Consider the following 15,619-nt stretch of genomic DNA (forward strand, 5'->3'; position numbering starts at 1 on the left):
TGAAAGGAGGAGACAGCCAATGAGCCAACTCTTCAAATCATTTGATGCGTCGGAAAAAACACAGCTCATCTGTTTTCCGTTTGCCGGCGGCTATTCGGCGTCGTTTCGTCCTCTCCATGCTTTTTTGCAGGGGGAGTGCGAGATGCTCGCTGCCGAGCCGCCGGGACACGGCACGAATCAAACGTCAGCCATTGAGGATCTCGAAGAGCTGACGGATTTGTACAAGCAAGAACTGAACCTTCGCCCTGATCGGCCGTTTGTGCTGTTCGGACACAGTATGGGCGGAATGATCACCTTCAGGCTGGCGCAAAAGCTTGAGCGTGAAGGCGTCTTTCCGCAGGCGGTTATCATTTCTGCAATCCAGCCGCCTCATATTCAGCGGAAGAAAGTGTCCCACCTGCCTGATGATCAGTTTCTCGATCATATTATCCAATTAGGCGGAATGCCCGCAGAGCTTGTTGAAAATAAGGAGGTCATGTCCTTTTTCCTGCCTTCTTTCCGATCAGATTACCGGGCTCTTGAACAATTTGAGCTTTACGATCTGGCCCAGATTCAGTCGCCTGTTCATGTCTTTAACGGGCTTGATGATAAAAACTGCATACGAGATGCGGAAGGCTGGAAGAAGTGGGCAAAAGACATCACATTCCATCAATTTGACGGCGGGCACATGTTCCTGCTGTCACAAACGGAAGAAGTCGCAGAACGGATTTTTGCGATCTTGAATCAGCATCCGATCATTCAACCGTGATCAAAAGCGGACAGCTTCGGCTGTTCCGCTTTTTTTGTGTTGAATGCCAATTTTTGCATGATATAATAGTCGAAATACTCAAATAAAGGAAGGTCGAAACATGCGCACGTCTCCCAGGATGAAATGGTTTGTATTGCTGTTTACGTTTGTTTTCGCCATCGGAATGAACTCATTCAGAAATTCCTTTCAATTTTTTATGCTGCCAATGGCGGATGCCTTCCATGCCGACAGGTCGCTGATCTCGGTTTCTGTCAGCATTTTTATGATCACAACCGGCATCGTCCAGTTTTTTGTCGGTTTTTTTATCGACCGTTTCAGTGTCAGAAAAATTATGGCGCTTGGAGCTGTCTGCATCAGCGCAAGCTTTTTGGTGCTTCCTTATTCACCGAATGTTCATGTGTTTTCCGCCATTTACGGTGTGCTTGGCGGAAGCGGCTATTCCTGCGCGGTCGGCGTGACGACCCAGTATTTCATCAGCCGTTGGTTTGACATACACAAAGGTCTGGCGCTTGCTATTTTGACCAATGCCAACTCTGCGGGCCTGCTGCTTCTCTCGCCCATTTGGGCTGCGGCTCCGTATCATGCCGGCTGGCAGAGCACCTATACGATTTTGGGAATCGTCATGGCGGCTGTTCTGCTGCCGCTCCTCGTCTTTGGGATGAAGCACCCGCCGTATGCGCAAGCGGAGTCTGTGAAAAAATCTTATGATTGGCGGGGGTTTTGGAACGTGATGAAGCAATCCCGCCTCATTCATATCCTGTACTTCGGCGTGTTTACTTGCGGATTTACAATGGGAATTATTGATGCTCACCTCGTCCCGATACTTAAGGATGCGCATGTCTCTCATGTCAACGGAATGATGGCCGCGTTCGGGGCGTTTATCATCATTGGCGGATTATTGGCAGGCTGGCTGTCTGATCTCCTCGGGAGCAGAAGCGTCATGCTATCCATCTTATTTTTCATTCGGCTGCTCAGCCTCATTTGCCTGCTCATTCCCATTCTCGGAATTCATCAAAGCGACCTTTGGTACTTCGGGTTTATCCTGTTATTCGGGCTCAGTTACACAGGCGTGATCCCGCTGACCGCGGCGTCAATTTCGGAAAGCTATCAAACAGGATTGATCGGATCGCTGTTAGGCATCAATTTCTTTATCCATCAGGTTGCCGGAGCTCTCAGCGTGTATGCGGGCGGTTTGTTTTTTGACATGACTCATGGTTATTTGCTGATTGTCGCTGTGTGCATCGTGTTTGTGGGTTTATCGGCTGTAATAGAGCTGGTGCCGTTTTTAGATAAACAAAAGGCAAAAGAAACCCACCAATCAATATAAAAGGATCAGCACTGTCAATGCTGATCCTTTTTAAATTTGAGTTTTTTTGTTTCGGTATTTTTAAGGATAATCTCCTTGAATCTGTTCATCTCCACTTCGGAATGAAAAAAATGTTTTGGGATCGCAATATATTGGCTGCTGGATGTATTGATGCGGAAGATATTCTTATATTCGAAAACAGCTGTGATTTCATTCCAATTGAAAATGAGGTCATATTTTTTAGAACATATACGAATTCCTTCTTGGTTCAGAGTATATGTTCTTTTGGATTTCATCCGTTCGTTCTTCTTGTATGCTCTGGAAAACTTCACATATAGAAGAAGGAGGAGCAGCAGTGTAAACAGAACGGACATCACGATAATCAACATACTGTTCATAAACAAGTTAAGCGCGTCACTTCCATAAACGATACGGGGCCATCCGTTAATGAAGTTAACTGCAGCAAATATGGCGCAAAACAATAGAAAGTAAAAGCATGATATTTTTGCGATTTGATAAAAAAAGATTTCTCTTACATCCTTAAAAGTGATTTCTCCTGGAAGATTGATACTTTCACTAGCATATTGAATCATACGGTAAACCTACACCTCTAACCATGTTTTTCCTTTTAGTCTAGCATAATTTCTCATTTTTTTGCAGGCATACCAGGGCGCTTTGTTTTTTTCTCCAGATTGATATTGCTCCCCACCACGCCAATCATAATACAAACAGCCCCGGCAAGATGATACCAGGCCAGGCTTTCGTTGAGAATCACAACTCCTGCAATCATCGTCACAATGGTAGATACATGATTAAAAGCGCTCATTTTAAACGCCTCAATTCGCGACAGCGTATAGTTAGACAGAAATGAAGTGACAAGTGAAGACAGCACGCCCAAATACACAATGGCGAGAACGAAGCCGGGCTCCCGGAACGGCAGAAAATAAGTGCCGACTGTTCCCGCCGCTCCGTGACGCACAAGGGCGATGGCGTTGAAGACGACAAAGCCGATGGCTGACATGATGTAGGTGAGCTCGGTCAGCTTGAACCGCTGCGTCATTTTTCTGGCAGCAGTATTGTACATCGCTGAAGACAAAGCGGACAATAGGATCAGCAAAGACCCTTTTAAGCTGGCTGATTCCACGTCAACGCCTTTCATCACAAAAATAAACATGACGCCGGCAACGGATAAAACCGTGAACCCCTTTTGCGTCCACGTTGGGCGTTCCTTTAAAACATAAGCGGCAAAGACCATCGTGAAAATCGGAATGGCTGCCTGAATAATTCCCGCTTCAGAGGAGGACGAGTACACAAGGCCGAATGCCTGAAAGCTGAAAAATAACGCGGGATACAGCAGGGCGAGCGGCAAAATGTCAATGACGTCCTTTATGCGGATTGATAGCTTTACCCAGCCGAATAAGATCGGTATAGTGGCCGCAGCAAACGCAATGGTGAACCGATGCGCCAAAATATCAAACGGCTCTGCTGTTTGCAGTGCGATTTTTACGAATAGAAAGGATAAACCGATAATGAACGAATATAAAATAGCCGCTATATAAGCGGAGGCTTGCTGATGTTTAACCATAATGGGAAGGGCTCCTTTACCTGAATTGCAGCGCCGGTCGCTCCCTTTATTGTATGGCCGCGGTCAGAACGGTACAATGAGAAAAACAATGAACTGTACCGGTACAAAACAGGGGGAGAAGGCATGGAGAAATATATGAGTCTATTAACGAGGATAGAGGAGATGATGCAAAGCACCGCCTATCAAGAAGGAGACAGGCTTCCATCTATCCGTCAGCTGTCCGCCCGCTACCAAGTCAGCAAAAGCACAGTGATCCGCGCGCTGCAGGAGCTGGAAAAGCGCCACCTTATCTATTCTGTTCCGAAAAGCGGCTATTATATTGTGAAAAAGACAGGGAAATCAAGAAGCGGGCAGCCTGGCCCCATCGACTTTGCCACATCTGCGCCGGACCCAGATGTGTTTCCGTATCTTGATTTTCAGCACTGCATCAACAAAGCGATTGATACATACAAAAACGATTTGTTTATTTATGGGACGCCAAAGGGGCTTCCCTCACTCATCCGCGTACTCCGAAAGCTCTTGGCCAATCAACAGGTATTTGCGGATGAAAGGCATATTTTCATTACATCAGGTGTCCAGCAGGCGTTATCCTTGCTTTGTGCCATGCCGTTCCCAAATGGGAAAGAGAAGATCGCCATTGAACAGCCGGGCTACCATTTGATGGTCGAACAGCTTGAGACGCTTGGGATTCCCGCCATCGGGGTGAAACGAACGGAAGAAGGGCTTGATATAGCCGAGGTTGAGCGGTTATTTCAAACAGAATCGATTAAATTTTTTTATACGATGCCCCGCTTCCATAACCCGCTTGGCTGCTCTTTGTCAGAGCGTGATAAACAGGAGCTTGTGAGACTGGCAGAAGCGTATGATGTCTACCTCGTTGAGGATGATTACCTCGGTGATCTGGAGGAAAATAAAAAGGCAGATCCGCTGTACGCATATGATCTGTCCTCACATGTCATCTATTTGAAAAGCTTCTCGAAAATGATGTTCCCCGGCCTTCGCGTGGGGGCGGCTGTTTTGCCCGAAGCGCTGACTGACACGTTCTATGCGTACAAAAAGCTGAACGACATCGACTGTTCGATGATTTCTCAAGCGGCATTGGAGATTTACCTGAAAAGCGGTATGTACGGCAGGCATAAGGAGAAAATCAGAAATTCTTATAAAGAGCGGTCGCTGAGGCTACATCAAGCCATTCAAACACACAGGCAGCTGGGAAGCGGCCGCTTTACGTTCTCCAGCGGGCAGGCACCCTGTATGCACACCCATCTGGTGCTTCCTCAGGATCTGCCCGCCTCAAGAGTGATTCATAGGCTGAAAAAACAAGGGGTGATCCTTGAGGCGATAGACCGTCATTATTTATCAGATTATCAGAAAGAAAATCTATTAAAAATCAATATTTCCAATGTGAAAACGGAAGATATTGAGCGCGGTGTCAAGCTGTTGATGAGCCATTTATAAAAGCTCTTCGTACGAGACCATTGTGATATCCTCGGGGAAATCAGGGTGTGCGGCGCATACAGCCATTTTGTAGCCGGGATCGACCTCATACGTTTTGATATAGCATGGGGAATGGCTGTCCGGAAGCTCAATGGATACTTGTCCGTCCTGATGCAGGCGCACTGAAAAGGAATCAAGCGGAAGCGATAAGCCTTTGCCTTCCTGTTTGATAAAGCTTTCTTTCATTGACCATAGATGATAAAAATAGTCTGTCTGCTCGTCCTTGTCTTTTGCTAAAAGGTCGCTGTACTCTGTTTTTGAAAAGAAGCGCTTGGCGATCTCAAGACTGATCGGTTTCGTTTTTTCGATATCTATGCCGATCGGCTGTGAATCAAACGCGCAAATGACCCAGCGGCCGGAGTGAGAAATATTGAAATGAGCGTCGGGAAGATCAGGGATGCACGGCTTCCCGTATTCCTGCATGCTAAAGCGGATATCGGATTTGTCCAACTGATACTGCCTGCTTATGACTGAGCGAACGAGCACATCTCCCAGCAGGGTGCGGTGAGCATCTTCTTTATGATAAAATCTCCGGCATTTCTCCCGTTTTTCAGGTGATATGAAAGACATGAACCGTTCATTTTCTTCCTGTGAAAGCGGGCGGTCCATATAAATTCCGTAAATCTTCATTCTAGATCCTCCGTCTGCAAAAGATTGTCAAAACCATCCTATCATACTTCCACAAGACTCATATAGAGGAGAAAATAAAAAAACAAAGCCAAGGCGGCTTTGTTTTAGTGTACAGGCGGAGATGCTTTCACAGCGGCTGTCCGCCTTGCCACAGCATAATTCAGCAACTGGATTGACTGGGGCAATGAAAAACGCAAAATAAGTCCGGTGAGGATGGCGGTCAAAATGGTGCCAAAACCGATCGGTCCGCCCATGCCCCATGCCGCAAACAAAATGGTTAATTCCATGCCGTTCCGCACCCATTGCACATTCCAGCCGGTTTTTTCTGTAATCAGCATCATCAGTGAATCACGCGGCCCCGCGCCAAGGCCTGCTGATACATAAACACCGACGCCGTAACCAATCAGCACCACGCCTAGAGAGAAGACGATGATCGAGCCTGTGTAGGTCGAGGGGGCAGGCAGAATGAAATTGAAAAAATCTATAAATACACCAATGAGCACCATATTCAGGAGGGCCCCAATTTTCGGCCAAGCTCTCGTAAACAATGACGTGAATCCGACGATGAGCGCTCCAATAATGATGGACCACTGGCCGACGGTAAGCCCGAAGTGCTGAAACAGGCTGTAATGAAATGCATCCCACGGACTAATGCCGAGTGCTTTTCCTTCTATCGTCAGGGATACACCAAAAGCCAAAATGATCAAACCGGCAAAATAAAATGTCCAGCGCAGAACAAGTTCTTGCTTCACGTGAGGTCCCTTCTTTCGTAAAAATCAGTCGATTGTCATTGTAGCACATCTGACAGAAGGGCGGAATAGGCGAAAGGGGCTCAACAAAAAAACAGGGCCGCCGCAGGCGCCCTGTTTCAGCGTGTTGGCAAACCCTTGCATTCGTTGTCAGGCCTGTGCTTCGGTGCTCACGAATTTAACATTCGCTGTGCTCCAATGCTCGCCCTTCCTAGACTTCAAAGGTTTTCAATCACGCTGAAAATCACAAAATCCTAAAACGAAAATCGTTTTAGGATTTTGTCAATAATCTGAAACAGGGCGCTGACGCCCTGTTTTTCTTATTACAGCGGGTTCAAAATCCGGTTTAAGAACCGCTGTGTCCGTTCTTCTTTTGGTGCGGAAAAAATTTGCTCCGGCGGTCCTTGCTCCACGATAACGCCGCCGTCGATGAAGATGACTTCATCCGCAACTTCCTGCGCGAACTTGATTTCGTGGGTCACGACGACCATGGTCCAGCCTTCATTGGCCAAGTCCTTGATAACCTTCAGCACCTCTCCGACAAGCTCGGGATCAAGCGCTGAGGTCGGTTCGTCAAACAGCATGAGCTCAGGCTGAATCGCCAGTGCGCGGGCGATGCCGACGCGCTGCTGCTGGCCGCCGGAAAGCTGGAACGGATATAAATCCATTTTGTCCTTCAATCCGACTTTATCAAGAAGCTGAATCGCTTCTTTTCTGACTTCCTCTTTGTTCCGTTTTTGCACCTGAATAGGGCCCTCCATCACGTTTTCGAGGGCTGTGCGGTGCGGGAACAGGTGATACGCCTGAAACACCATTCCAGATTTTCGGCGAAGCTTTAGGATATCCGCCTGTTTCACCTTTTTAGAGAAATCGATGGAGAAATCATCAAATGCAAGCTCTCCGCGATTCGGGATCTCCAGAGCGTTCAGGCAGCGGAGCAGCGTCGTTTTCCCTGAACCTGAAGGCCCAAGTATGGCGATGACTTTTCCTTTTTCAATCTTCATATCTATCTTTTTTAAAATTTCATTTTCACCGAATGATTTGTTTAATCCTTTAACGGTAAGCATACTCGGAACCTCCTTATTTGGCCACGTAGCGGTCAAGACGCCGTTCGATGACATGCTGGACGAGTGAGAGCAGGAAGCAGATAATCCAATAAATAAAGGCTGCTTCAATATAGATCACTAAAATTTGATCAAGATTCCGCGCGCCGATTTCCTGGGCTTTTCTGAACAGCTCAGCGACCAGAATTTGAGAGGCGAGGGATGTATCTTTAATCAGGCTGATAAAGGTATTGGATAATGGCGGGATCGACACACGAAACGCCTGCGGCAAAATGACGCGGAACAGCGTTTTTTGATGTGTCATGCCAATTGTGTAGCCGGCTTCCCATTGCCCTTTCGGCACGGATAAAATAGATGCCCGAATGATTTCAGATGCATAGGCGCCGACGTTTAATGAAAAGGCGATAACTGCGCTTGGAAATGGATCTAATGTGACGTTAAAGGCCGGGAACAGATAGAAAATGATGAACAATTGAACGAGAAGAGGAGTGCCGCGTATTGCGGATACGTATACGCTGAACACCCATCTCAAAGGTCTCACTTTCGACATTCTGGCAAGCGCCGTAATCAGCGCCAGGATCATTCCGAATATAAAGGAAAGAATCGTAAGGGGAATCGTATAGTAGATTCCCCCTGAAAGTATCGGCCAGAATGACTGCTGCACCAGATCCCACGGGATCGCCGTGCCTAGCGTCAATGCCGGCAGATTATTTAGAAACATCTTCGCCGAACCATTTTTTAGAAATTTTAGAAAGAGTCCCGTCCTCTTTCATTTCTTTTAATGCTTTGTTGACTTGATCAACAACCTCGCCGCTTCCTTTACGGAACGTGAAATATGTTGACTGAGGCTCACCTGTTTCAAACGCGATTTTCACGTTTTTATTGCCAGATGTTTTTAAGTAGTTCAATACGGCAAGCTTATCGTTGTATGTCATATCGACGCGGCCTTGCTGGATCATTTGAAGGGCCTGCGCCATACCTTCAACGCCTTCTACTTTAGCGCCGGCGTTTGTAGCTAATTTGTTGTAGTTGCTTGTCAGTGATTGAGCTGACGTTTTTCCTTTTACATCTGCTTCAGACTTAATATCGTTGTTGTCTTTTTTCGTTACGACAACGGCTCTTGATGTTGTGTATTTATCTGAGAAATCATATTGATTTTCACGATCTGTTTTTCCGACTTGGTTGGCAACAACGTCAAACCGTTTGGAATTCAGGCCGGCAAACATACTGTCCCACTGTGTTTCCTTAAAGTCGACTTTAAGCCCGAGGCGTTTTGCGACTTCTGTGATAACTTCGACATCATAGCCAGTCAGTTTATCAGTGTCTTTGTCGTGGTAAGTGAACGGCTCATATGTTCCTTCCGTTCCGACTGTGAGCACACCTTTTTTCTTAATTGAAGCCCAAAGATCGCCATCTTTGGCATTATCTTTTGACTGATTGTCATTTCCTGCTCCGCAAGCTGCAAGAGCTGCAATACTTACGACCATGAATAAAGCCAATAATGCTTTTTTCATCTTATTCCCCACTTTTCTGGTTGATTTTATTGAAATAAAAAATTAGCTTACAAATCTAAAGGATAACTTTTTTTTAGTATGAGTCAAGTAATTGGTTTTCATAAGGCAAAATCTTTTAAAATAAATCCAAAAATTGCTGTGCCGGTTTAGGCAAATAACTGTCCGTTCTCCACATGACAGCTGGTGTCATAATGAAGGGATTATTTTCGATATGGACGGTGTGAACGTGATTTCTCATATGAACGGGAATCATTGTGACAGGCAAAATAGACGCGCCGAATCCGGATGACACGAGGCTGAGCAAAGTTGCAGAGTCGTGGCATTCACAAACAATGCGCGGCTCCAGGTTCAAACGATGAAATTCATTCATGACCTGATTATAGACGCCTTTTCCGTTGACAGGCCGCAGCAGGATCAGCGGAAATGAAGGAATGTCCTCCATCTTAATGGTGTCTCCGCACGGATATCCGGCTTCATCTGAAAGCACGAGCACACATGGAATGTCATCAAGCTGTTTGAATTGTACTGTGTCACTTTTGATCAGTGTTGTCGTGACCGCCGCATCGATTTGCCGGCTTTCCAGCAGTTCCAACAGTGTCGCGGGTTCATTTTCCCAAATATTAAAGGTGAGATGGGGGTATCTCTCTTTGATCTGTGTTACTTTTTCAAGCATCAGAGCCGCGCAATAAATCGTTGATCCCACGGCAAGTGTGCCGGCTACTTCCTCCTTCAGCTCCTGTACCTCAATGACTGCATCTTCAAACCTATGCAGAATCTCTTTTGCTCTTTTTAGAAAAACAGCTCCTTCATATGTAAGAGTCATTTGTTTTTTCTTGTTACGGTCAAACAGAACAACACCAAGTTCGTCCTCCAGCTGTTTGAGCTGCCTGCTTAAAGGCGGCTGCGCCATGTGAAGCTTTTTGGCTGCGGACGTAATTTTCTGTTCTTGGGCAATGGTAATGAAGTATCGAAGCTGGCGAATATCCAAAAGAAAGCGCCTCCTTATCATACCTTATAGGTATTAATTATAGATTTAATAGATATTTTTCATATGGATATATCAGGAGTATGATTGAAATGAAAGCAGAATTCAAGCGTAAAGGAGGGGGCAAAGTGAAACTCGTTGTCGGAATGACAGGGGCAACAGGGGCCATTTTCGGGGTCAGGCTGCTGCAGTGGCTGAAGGCCGCCGGAGTGGAAACCCATCTCGTTGTGTCTCCTTGGGCAAACGTCACGATCAAACACGAAACAGGCTATACGTTACAAGAAGTAGAACAACTGGCCACATACACTTACTCACATAAGGATCAGGCGGCAGCCATTTCAAGCGGGTCGTTTGATACCGATGGAATGATTGTTGCGCCGTGCAGCATGAAGTCTCTCGCAAGCATTCGCACCGGAATGGCGGATAATCTGCTGACACGTGCGGCGGATGTCATGCTCAAGGAGAGAAAAAAACTCGTCCTCTTAACGAGAGAGACGCCTTTGAACCAAATTCATCTCGAAAATATGCTAGCGCTTACGAAAATGGGCACCATCATTCTTCCTCCGATGCCGGCATTTTATAATCAGCCGAGCAGCTTAGAGGAAATGGTTGACCATATTGTTTTTAGAACGTTGGACCAATTCGGCATTCGGCTTCCTGAAGCGAAGCGCTGGAATGGGATTGAAAAACAAAAAGGAGGAGCTTGATCATGGCTTATCAAGATTTCAGAGAATTTCTCGCTGCCCTTGAAAAAGAAGGACAGCTGCTTACAGTGAATGAAGAGGTAAAGCCGGAACCGGATTTAGGGGCCGCCGCACGGGCAGCCAGCAATCTTGGCGATAAAAGCCCTGCGCTCTTATTTAACAACATTTACGGCTATCATAACGCGCGAATTGCGATGAATGTCATCGGCTCTTGGCCAAACCATGCCATGATGCTGGGCATGCCGAAAGACACACCGGTAAAAGAACAGTTTTTTGAATTCGCAAAGCGTTATGACCAGTTTCCGATGCAGGTCAAACGTGAGGAAACAGCGCCATTTCATGAAAATGAAATCACAGAAGATATCAATTTGTTCGATATACTGCCTCTTTTCAGAATTAACCAAGGTGATGGAGGCTACTATTTAGACAAAGCATGTGTCATTTCCCGTGATCTTGAAGACCCTGACAACTTCGGCAAACAAAATGTCGGCATTTACAGAATGCAGGTCAAAGGAAAAGACCGTCTCGGCATTCAGCCTGTCCCGCAGCACGATATTGCAATCCATCTGCGCCAAGCTGAAGAACGCGGCATCAATCTTCCGGTCACTATTGCGCTTGGCTGCGAGCCGGTCATTACAACGGCGGCATCGACTCCGCTTCTCTATGATCAATCAGAATACGAAATGGCAGGTGCGATTCAAGGCGAACCATATCGCATCGTCAAATCAAAGCTGTCTGATCTGGATGTTCCGTGGGGCGCTGAAGTGGTGCTTGAAGGTGAGATTATTGCCGGAGAGCGCGAATATGAAGGGCCGTTCGGTGAATTCACAGGCCATTATTCCGGCGGACGCAGCATGCCGATTATCAAAATTAAACGCGTCTATCACAGAAACAATCCGATCTTTGAACATTTATACTTAGGCATGCCTTGGACAGAATGCGATTACATGATCGGCATTAACACATGCGTGCCGCTTTATCAGCAGTTAAAAGAAGCGTACCCGAACGAAATTGTGGCAGTGAACGCCATGTACACACACGGTTTAATCGCGATTGTTTCCACAAAAACCCGCTATGGCGGATTTGCGAAAGCGGTCGGCATGCGCGCACTCACAACGCCGCACGGACTCGGCTACTGCAAAATGGTCATTGTCGTTGATGAGGATGTCGATCCATTCAACCTTCCGCAGGTCATGTGGGCGCTTTCGACCAAAATGCATCCGAAACACGATGCGGTCATCATTCCGGACTTATCTGTCCTGCCGCTTGATCCGGGATCCAATCCATCAGGAATCACTCACAAAATGATTCTTGACGCCACTACACCGGTTGCGCCGGAAACAAGAGGCCATTATTCACAGCCGCTTGATTCTCCGCTAACAACGAAAGAATGGGAACAAAAACTAATGGACTTAATGAATAAATAAGGAAAGGATGTTCGAAATGCATACATGTCCTCGATGCGACTCAAAAAAGGGAGAAGTCATGAGCAAATCGCCTGTAGAAGGCGCATGGGAAGTTTATCAGTGCCAAACATGCTTTTTTACATGGAGATCTTGTGAGCCGGAAAGCATTACAAATCCCAAAAAATACAATCCAGCGTTTAAAATTGATCCAAAGGAAACAGAAACAGCAATTGAAGTTCCGGCGGTGCCGGAACGAAAGGCTTGATCGGCGTGAACAGTATGTCAGACCGTCTCTTTGAGCTGCTTGACGGGAGATGCCTGAATGAGAAGCAGCATGAGGCCTTCGTTCTGCAAACAGTATCAGAGGATGGCTGGCCGCATGCCGCTATGATCAGTGCGGGTGAAATTATCGCGCTGAGCCGAACTGATATCCGAATCGCTCTGTGGAAAAACACAATGACTTCGGCCAACATCCTTCGCACAGGAAAAGCACAGTTCACGGCGTGGTGGAAGGGAGCGGCCTATTATGTAAAGCTTGAATGCGCGCCTTTACCGCCTTTGAAAGATGCCGAATATGATAGAGACCGTTTTTCCTGCCGCATCGTTTCAGTGAAGGAGGACGTTGCGAAATACGCTGATTTGACTTCAGGTGTCCGTATACAGCTTCACAGCCCTGAAGAGGTGCTGGGCAGATGGGAAAAGACCCTGGAAGATTTAAAACGGTAATAGCGATAGCCTGACGCCATGCGTCAGGCTTTTTTTATATAATGAAAACAAAAGGGGGCGTGAGAAATGGAACGTGCGGGGATCTGTCACTCGGACGGCTTTGATTTAGCTTATCGAATTGAGGGCGAGGGCGCACCCATCCTTGTGATCGGGAGTGCGGTTTACTATCCGCGCCTTTTTTCCTCAGATATTAAACAGAAATATCAATGGGTCTTTGTCGACCATAGGGGATTTGCTAGCCTAAGCGGGAGCTTCGTGCGGAGGATTCGAGGCTTGATGCCGTCTTGGCTGATATCGAAAGGATGAGAACATTTCTTCAGCTTGAGGATGTTACTATTCTGGGACATTCTGGGCACGCTTTTATGGCTTTAGAGTATGCCAGGACATATCCCAAACAAGTTCGGAAGGTGGCGCTCTTCAATACTGCGCCTGATAACAGTGAAGAAAGACAGCGGAAAAGCGAATCATTTTTCATGGAAACAGCCAGTCTTGAGAGAAAGAAACGCTTTGAAAAAGACATCGCGAATTTGCCGCAGGACATCGACAAAGATCCTAAAAGGCGCTTTGTGCACATGTGTATTCGCGCTGAAGCGAAAAGCTTTTATCAAGAGCGGCCGCATGCTGCGGCCTTATGGGACGGTGTATTCACGAATATGCCGATCATGGATGAATTATGGGGCAAAACATTTGCCCGGCTTGACCTTATTCAGCGGTTAGCTGATGTTCGTATGCCGGTGTATATCGGATTAGGGAGATATGATTATTTGGTTGCGCCTGTTGCGCTATGGGATGCTGTTGACGGTTTATATCCCCATGTGGATAAGGTTATTTTTGAAAAGAGCGGCCATCAGCCGATGCTGGAAGAACCGGAAGCCTTTGATCAAAGCTTCAGCAAATGGCTGGATCAATAAAAAAACAGCCCGCAGATCAAAATCCGCGGGCTGTTTCTGATTATAAGACCCCTTTCATCGCGCGTTTGATAACCGGCGAGAGCAGCAGGAGAATGCCGCCAAGAACGATAGAAATCAAACCGATGGTGCCGAAGTACATTGTTTCAGGAATTTTATCAAACAATCCGGCTACTTGGGCATTGATCGCTTGGGCTGCTGCGTTCGTCAGAAACCACATACTCATTGTCTGTGCAGAGAAGGCAGCTGGGGCCAGTTTCGTTGTCACGGATAAACCGACTGGAGACAGGCACAGCTCTCCAAGCACGACAAGCAGGAAGCTGAGAACGAGCCAAAGCGGGCTTACGAGTGCTTCTTTTCCTTGCATAGCAGGGAATACCATAATGATAAATGACAATCCGGCTAAAATAATTCCGATTGAGAATTTAACTGGTGTAGACGGCTGGCGTTTGCCAAGCTTCATCCAGAGCCATGCGAATATTGGCGCAAAAATGACGACAAACAATGGATTTAATGATTGGAACCAAGATGACTGAAGTTCGAATCCGCCCAATGAAAGTCTTATGCGTTCATCAGCGTATACCGCAAGAATGGTCGCTCCCTGTTCCTGAATGGCCCAGAACATGACAGCACCGATAAACAAAGGAATGTAAGCGGCAAGACGGGATTTTTCTGTGCTGTCCGCTTTTTTGCTTGTAAACATGATGATGAAATAAATGACAGGAATCAAAATACCGAGAATACTTACAAGGTCGATAAAACGATTGATCGTCAGCACGCCTGTTTGTACAGAGATAATCACTGCGATCGCCACGATGATAACACCGATTCCGGTGCCAATCGCAGATTTTTTAGACAGCGGATTCGGCACATTGGAACCTGCAAGCCCGAGGTTTTTCTTTCTTGTCAAAGCAAAAACGATAAGTCCGAGAAGCATTCCGACCGCGGCAGCTCCGAAGCCGAGATGATAGTTGTACTTCTGTCCGAGTGTTCCGACAATTAACGGCGCAAGTAAACCACCGAGGTTAATCCCCATGTAGAAAATACTGAAACCTGAGTCGCGGCGCGGGTCTTCTTTCGTGTAAAGATCCCCAACCACGCTTGAAACATTTGGTTTTAATAAGCCTGTTCCGACAATGATAAGCACCATGCTGATATAGAATGCGATCGCGCTGCCCGGATAGGCGAGTGCAATGTGGCCGAACATAATGAATATGCCGCCGTAAAAAACGGTGTTTGCGGTACCGAATACCCGGTCAGCGAGCCATCCGCCAATAATGGTGGACATGTATACGAGTGATCCGTAAATCGACATAATGGCAACCGCAGTGCCCTTGTCAAAGCCGAGCCCTCCGTTTACCGTCTCTGTATACAAATAGTAAAGTAAGATTGCTCTCATTCCATAGTAAGAGAAACGCTCCCAAAATTCGGTGAAAAATAGTGTAAATAGTCCTCGCGGGTGACCAAAGAACCCTTTTTGCGGGACGCTTTTAATGATACTTTCGTTATCAATCGAAGCCATGTCAGCCAAACCCTTTCTAAAAAAAGTGTATTATAAAAATCATATTCTTATATAATACTTGTGTCAATATAATTTATACTCATTTCAAATAGTTCCATATTGGAAAAATTATAAATACCTAAAAATAGTGATTTCCTCCTAATTTTTAAACTTTTTATCGTGAGATTTTCTTACACAACTATTCCTTTATATTTTTTTAATAAAATTTTAGAGAAATGTACAAGCAGATCGGGCCTTTGTGAGTAACATGATAGTAATCATAGAGAAGGAGGCTC

16 protein-coding genes and 1 pseudogene are annotated in these 15,619 nt (G+C 46.3%); 8 read left to right on the forward strand and 9 right to left on the reverse strand.

The genetic code is table 11. The features are described from left to right. Positions 1 to 19 precede the first annotated feature (19 nt). Positions 20 to 748, forward strand: a complete 729-nt coding sequence (srfAD, locus tag AC07VD_RS17335) for a surfactin biosynthesis thioesterase SrfAD (RefSeq protein ID WP_185184456.1) — start codon at positions 20 to 22, stop codon at positions 746 to 748. A gap of 100 nt (positions 749 to 848) precedes the next feature. Continuing rightward, entirely contained in the window at positions 849 to 2,075 is a 1,227-nt protein-coding gene (locus AC07VD_RS17340; RefSeq protein ID WP_494721880.1) for an MFS transporter, read from the forward strand. Positions 2,076 to 2,089: 14 nt separating this feature from the next. On the opposite strand, the gene AC07VD_RS17345 is transcribed toward AC07VD_RS17340, so the two are convergent. Together AC07VD_RS17345 and AC07VD_RS17350 are read right to left on the reverse strand one after the other, a co-directional pair. Further along, entirely contained in the window at positions 2,090 to 2,647 is a 558-nt protein-coding gene (locus AC07VD_RS17345; RefSeq protein ID WP_124060097.1) for a YcxB family protein, read from the reverse strand. Between the two features lie 53 nt (positions 2,648 to 2,700). After that, on the reverse strand, positions 2,701 to 3,639 hold the full coding sequence (locus AC07VD_RS17350; RefSeq protein ID WP_494721881.1) for a DMT family transporter: 939 nt from the start codon (positions 3,637 to 3,639) through the stop codon (positions 2,701 to 2,703). Between the two features lie 123 nt (positions 3,640 to 3,762). Between AC07VD_RS17350 and AC07VD_RS17355 the strand changes: the two genes are divergently transcribed. After that, on the forward strand, positions 3,763 to 5,097 hold the full coding sequence (locus AC07VD_RS17355; protein WP_217020458.1) for an aminotransferase-like domain-containing protein: 1,335 nt from the start codon (positions 3,763 to 3,765) through the stop codon (positions 5,095 to 5,097). Here AC07VD_RS17355 and AC07VD_RS17360 read toward each other — a convergent pair. From AC07VD_RS17360 to bsdA, 6 genes are all read right to left on the reverse strand, one after another. Beyond that, positions 5,092 to 5,766: a 4'-phosphopantetheinyl transferase gene (locus AC07VD_RS17360; RefSeq protein WP_494721882.1), complete on the reverse strand. Its 675-nt coding sequence runs from the start codon at positions 5,764 to 5,766 to the stop codon at positions 5,092 to 5,094. The two genes, AC07VD_RS17355 and AC07VD_RS17360, sit on opposite strands and share 6 nt — an antisense overlap. 104 nt (positions 5,767 to 5,870) lie before the next feature. Beyond that, positions 5,871 to 6,518: a YczE/YyaS/YitT family protein gene (locus AC07VD_RS17365; RefSeq protein ID WP_003234545.1), complete on the reverse strand. Its 648-nt coding sequence runs from the start codon at positions 6,516 to 6,518 to the stop codon at positions 5,871 to 5,873. A 320-nt stretch (positions 6,519 to 6,838) separates the two neighbouring features. Continuing rightward, complete coding sequence (tcyC, locus tag AC07VD_RS17370; RefSeq protein WP_003234543.1) at positions 6,839 to 7,582, reverse strand: cystine ABC transporter ATP-binding protein TcyC; 744 nt, start codon at positions 7,580 to 7,582, stop codon at positions 6,839 to 6,841. Between the two features lie 13 nt (positions 7,583 to 7,595). Further along, positions 7,596 to 8,300 (reverse strand): cystine ABC transporter permease TcyB, encoded by a 705-nt coding sequence (tcyB, locus tag AC07VD_RS17375; protein WP_003234541.1) that lies wholly within the window; start codon positions 8,298 to 8,300, stop codon positions 7,596 to 7,598. After that, a complete protein-coding gene (gene tcyA, locus AC07VD_RS17380; protein WP_014475786.1) occupies positions 8,287 to 9,093 on the reverse strand; it encodes a cystine ABC transporter substrate-binding lipoprotein TcyA in 807 nt (268 codons plus the stop codon). The genes tcyB and tcyA overlap by 14 nt, the downstream gene beginning before the upstream one ends. A 115-nt stretch (positions 9,094 to 9,208) precedes the next feature. Continuing rightward, a complete protein-coding gene (bsdA, locus tag AC07VD_RS17385; protein ID WP_003234533.1) occupies positions 9,209 to 10,081 on the reverse strand; it encodes a transcriptional regulator BsdA in 873 nt (290 codons plus the stop codon). 89 nt (positions 10,082 to 10,170) lie between these two features. Here bsdA and AC07VD_RS17390 point away from each other — a divergent pair, with 89 nt between their 5' ends. The 5 genes and pseudogenes from AC07VD_RS17390 (at position 10,171) to AC07VD_RS17410 (ending at position 13,825) form a co-directional block, all read left to right on the forward strand. Next, the gene (locus tag AC07VD_RS17390) at positions 10,171 to 10,785 is read left to right on the forward strand and encodes a non-oxidative hydroxyarylic acid decarboxylases subunit B (RefSeq protein ID WP_014478815.1); all 615 of its coding nucleotides are present in this window, start codon (positions 10,171 to 10,173) and stop codon (positions 10,783 to 10,785) included. 2 nt (positions 10,786 to 10,787) lie between these two features. Next, entirely contained in the window at positions 10,788 to 12,209 is a 1,422-nt protein-coding gene (gene bsdC, locus AC07VD_RS17395) for a phenolic acid decarboxylase BsdC (RefSeq protein ID WP_024571633.1), read from the forward strand. A 16-nt stretch (positions 12,210 to 12,225) separates the two neighbouring features. Beyond that, on the forward strand, positions 12,226 to 12,453 hold the full coding sequence (gene bsdD / locus AC07VD_RS17400) for a phenolic acid decarboxylase subunit BsdD (RefSeq protein WP_024571634.1): 228 nt from the start codon (positions 12,226 to 12,228) through the stop codon (positions 12,451 to 12,453). Next, positions 12,450 to 12,914: a pyridoxamine 5'-phosphate oxidase family protein gene (locus AC07VD_RS17405; protein WP_015715237.1), complete on the forward strand. Its 465-nt coding sequence runs from the start codon at positions 12,450 to 12,452 to the stop codon at positions 12,912 to 12,914. The genes bsdD and AC07VD_RS17405 overlap by 4 nt, the downstream gene beginning before the upstream one ends. Positions 12,915 to 12,980: 66 nt before the next feature. Continuing rightward, positions 12,981 to 13,825, forward strand: a pseudogene (locus AC07VD_RS17410) (alpha/beta fold hydrolase). A 40-nt stretch (positions 13,826 to 13,865) separates the two neighbouring features. Here the strand turns inward: AC07VD_RS17410 and AC07VD_RS17415 are convergent. Beyond that, positions 13,866 to 15,344, reverse strand: a complete 1,479-nt coding sequence (locus AC07VD_RS17415; protein WP_113713029.1) for a peptide MFS transporter — start codon at positions 15,342 to 15,344, stop codon at positions 13,866 to 13,868. Positions 15,345 to 15,619 lie beyond the last annotated feature (275 nt).

This window comes from Bacillus sp. GW821-FHT01G09 (genome assembly GCF_059422205.1).

Coding starts and splice junctions, on each gene's coding strand:
- srfAD (WP_185184456.1), top strand. CDS start 20: ATGAGCCAACTCTTCAAATCATTTGATGCGTCGGAAAAAACACAGCTC.
- AC07VD_RS17340 (WP_494721880.1), top strand. CDS start 849: ATGCGCACGTCTCCCAGGATGAAATGGTTTGTATTGCTGTTTACGTTT.
- AC07VD_RS17345 (WP_124060097.1), bottom strand. CDS start 2,647: ATGATTCAATATGCTAGTGAAAGTATCAATCTTCCAGGAGAAATCACT.
- AC07VD_RS17350 (WP_494721881.1), bottom strand. CDS start 3,639: ATGGTTAAACATCAGCAAGCCTCCGCTTATATAGCGGCTATTTTATAT.
- AC07VD_RS17355 (WP_217020458.1), top strand. CDS start 3,763: ATGGAGAAATATATGAGTCTATTAACGAGGATAGAGGAGATGATGCAA.
- AC07VD_RS17360 (WP_494721882.1), bottom strand. CDS start 5,766: ATGAAGATTTACGGAATTTATATGGACCGCCCGCTTTCACAGGAAGAA.
- tcyC (WP_003234543.1), bottom strand. CDS start 7,582: ATGCTTACCGTTAAAGGATTAAACAAATCATTCGGTGAAAATGAAATT.
- tcyB (WP_003234541.1), bottom strand. CDS start 8,300: ATGTTTCTAAATAATCTGCCGGCATTGACGCTAGGCACGGCGATCCCG.
- tcyA (WP_014475786.1), bottom strand. CDS start 9,093: ATGAAAAAAGCATTATTGGCTTTATTCATGGTCGTAAGTATTGCAGCT.
- AC07VD_RS17390 (WP_014478815.1), top strand. CDS start 10,171: ATGAAAGCAGAATTCAAGCGTAAAGGAGGGGGCAAAGTGAAACTCGTT.
- bsdC (WP_024571633.1), top strand. CDS start 10,788: ATGGCTTATCAAGATTTCAGAGAATTTCTCGCTGCCCTTGAAAAAGAA.
- bsdD (WP_024571634.1), top strand. CDS start 12,226: ATGCATACATGTCCTCGATGCGACTCAAAAAAGGGAGAAGTCATGAGC.
- AC07VD_RS17415 (WP_113713029.1), bottom strand. CDS start 15,344: ATGGCTTCGATTGATAACGAAAGTATCATTAAAAGCGTCCCGCAAAAA.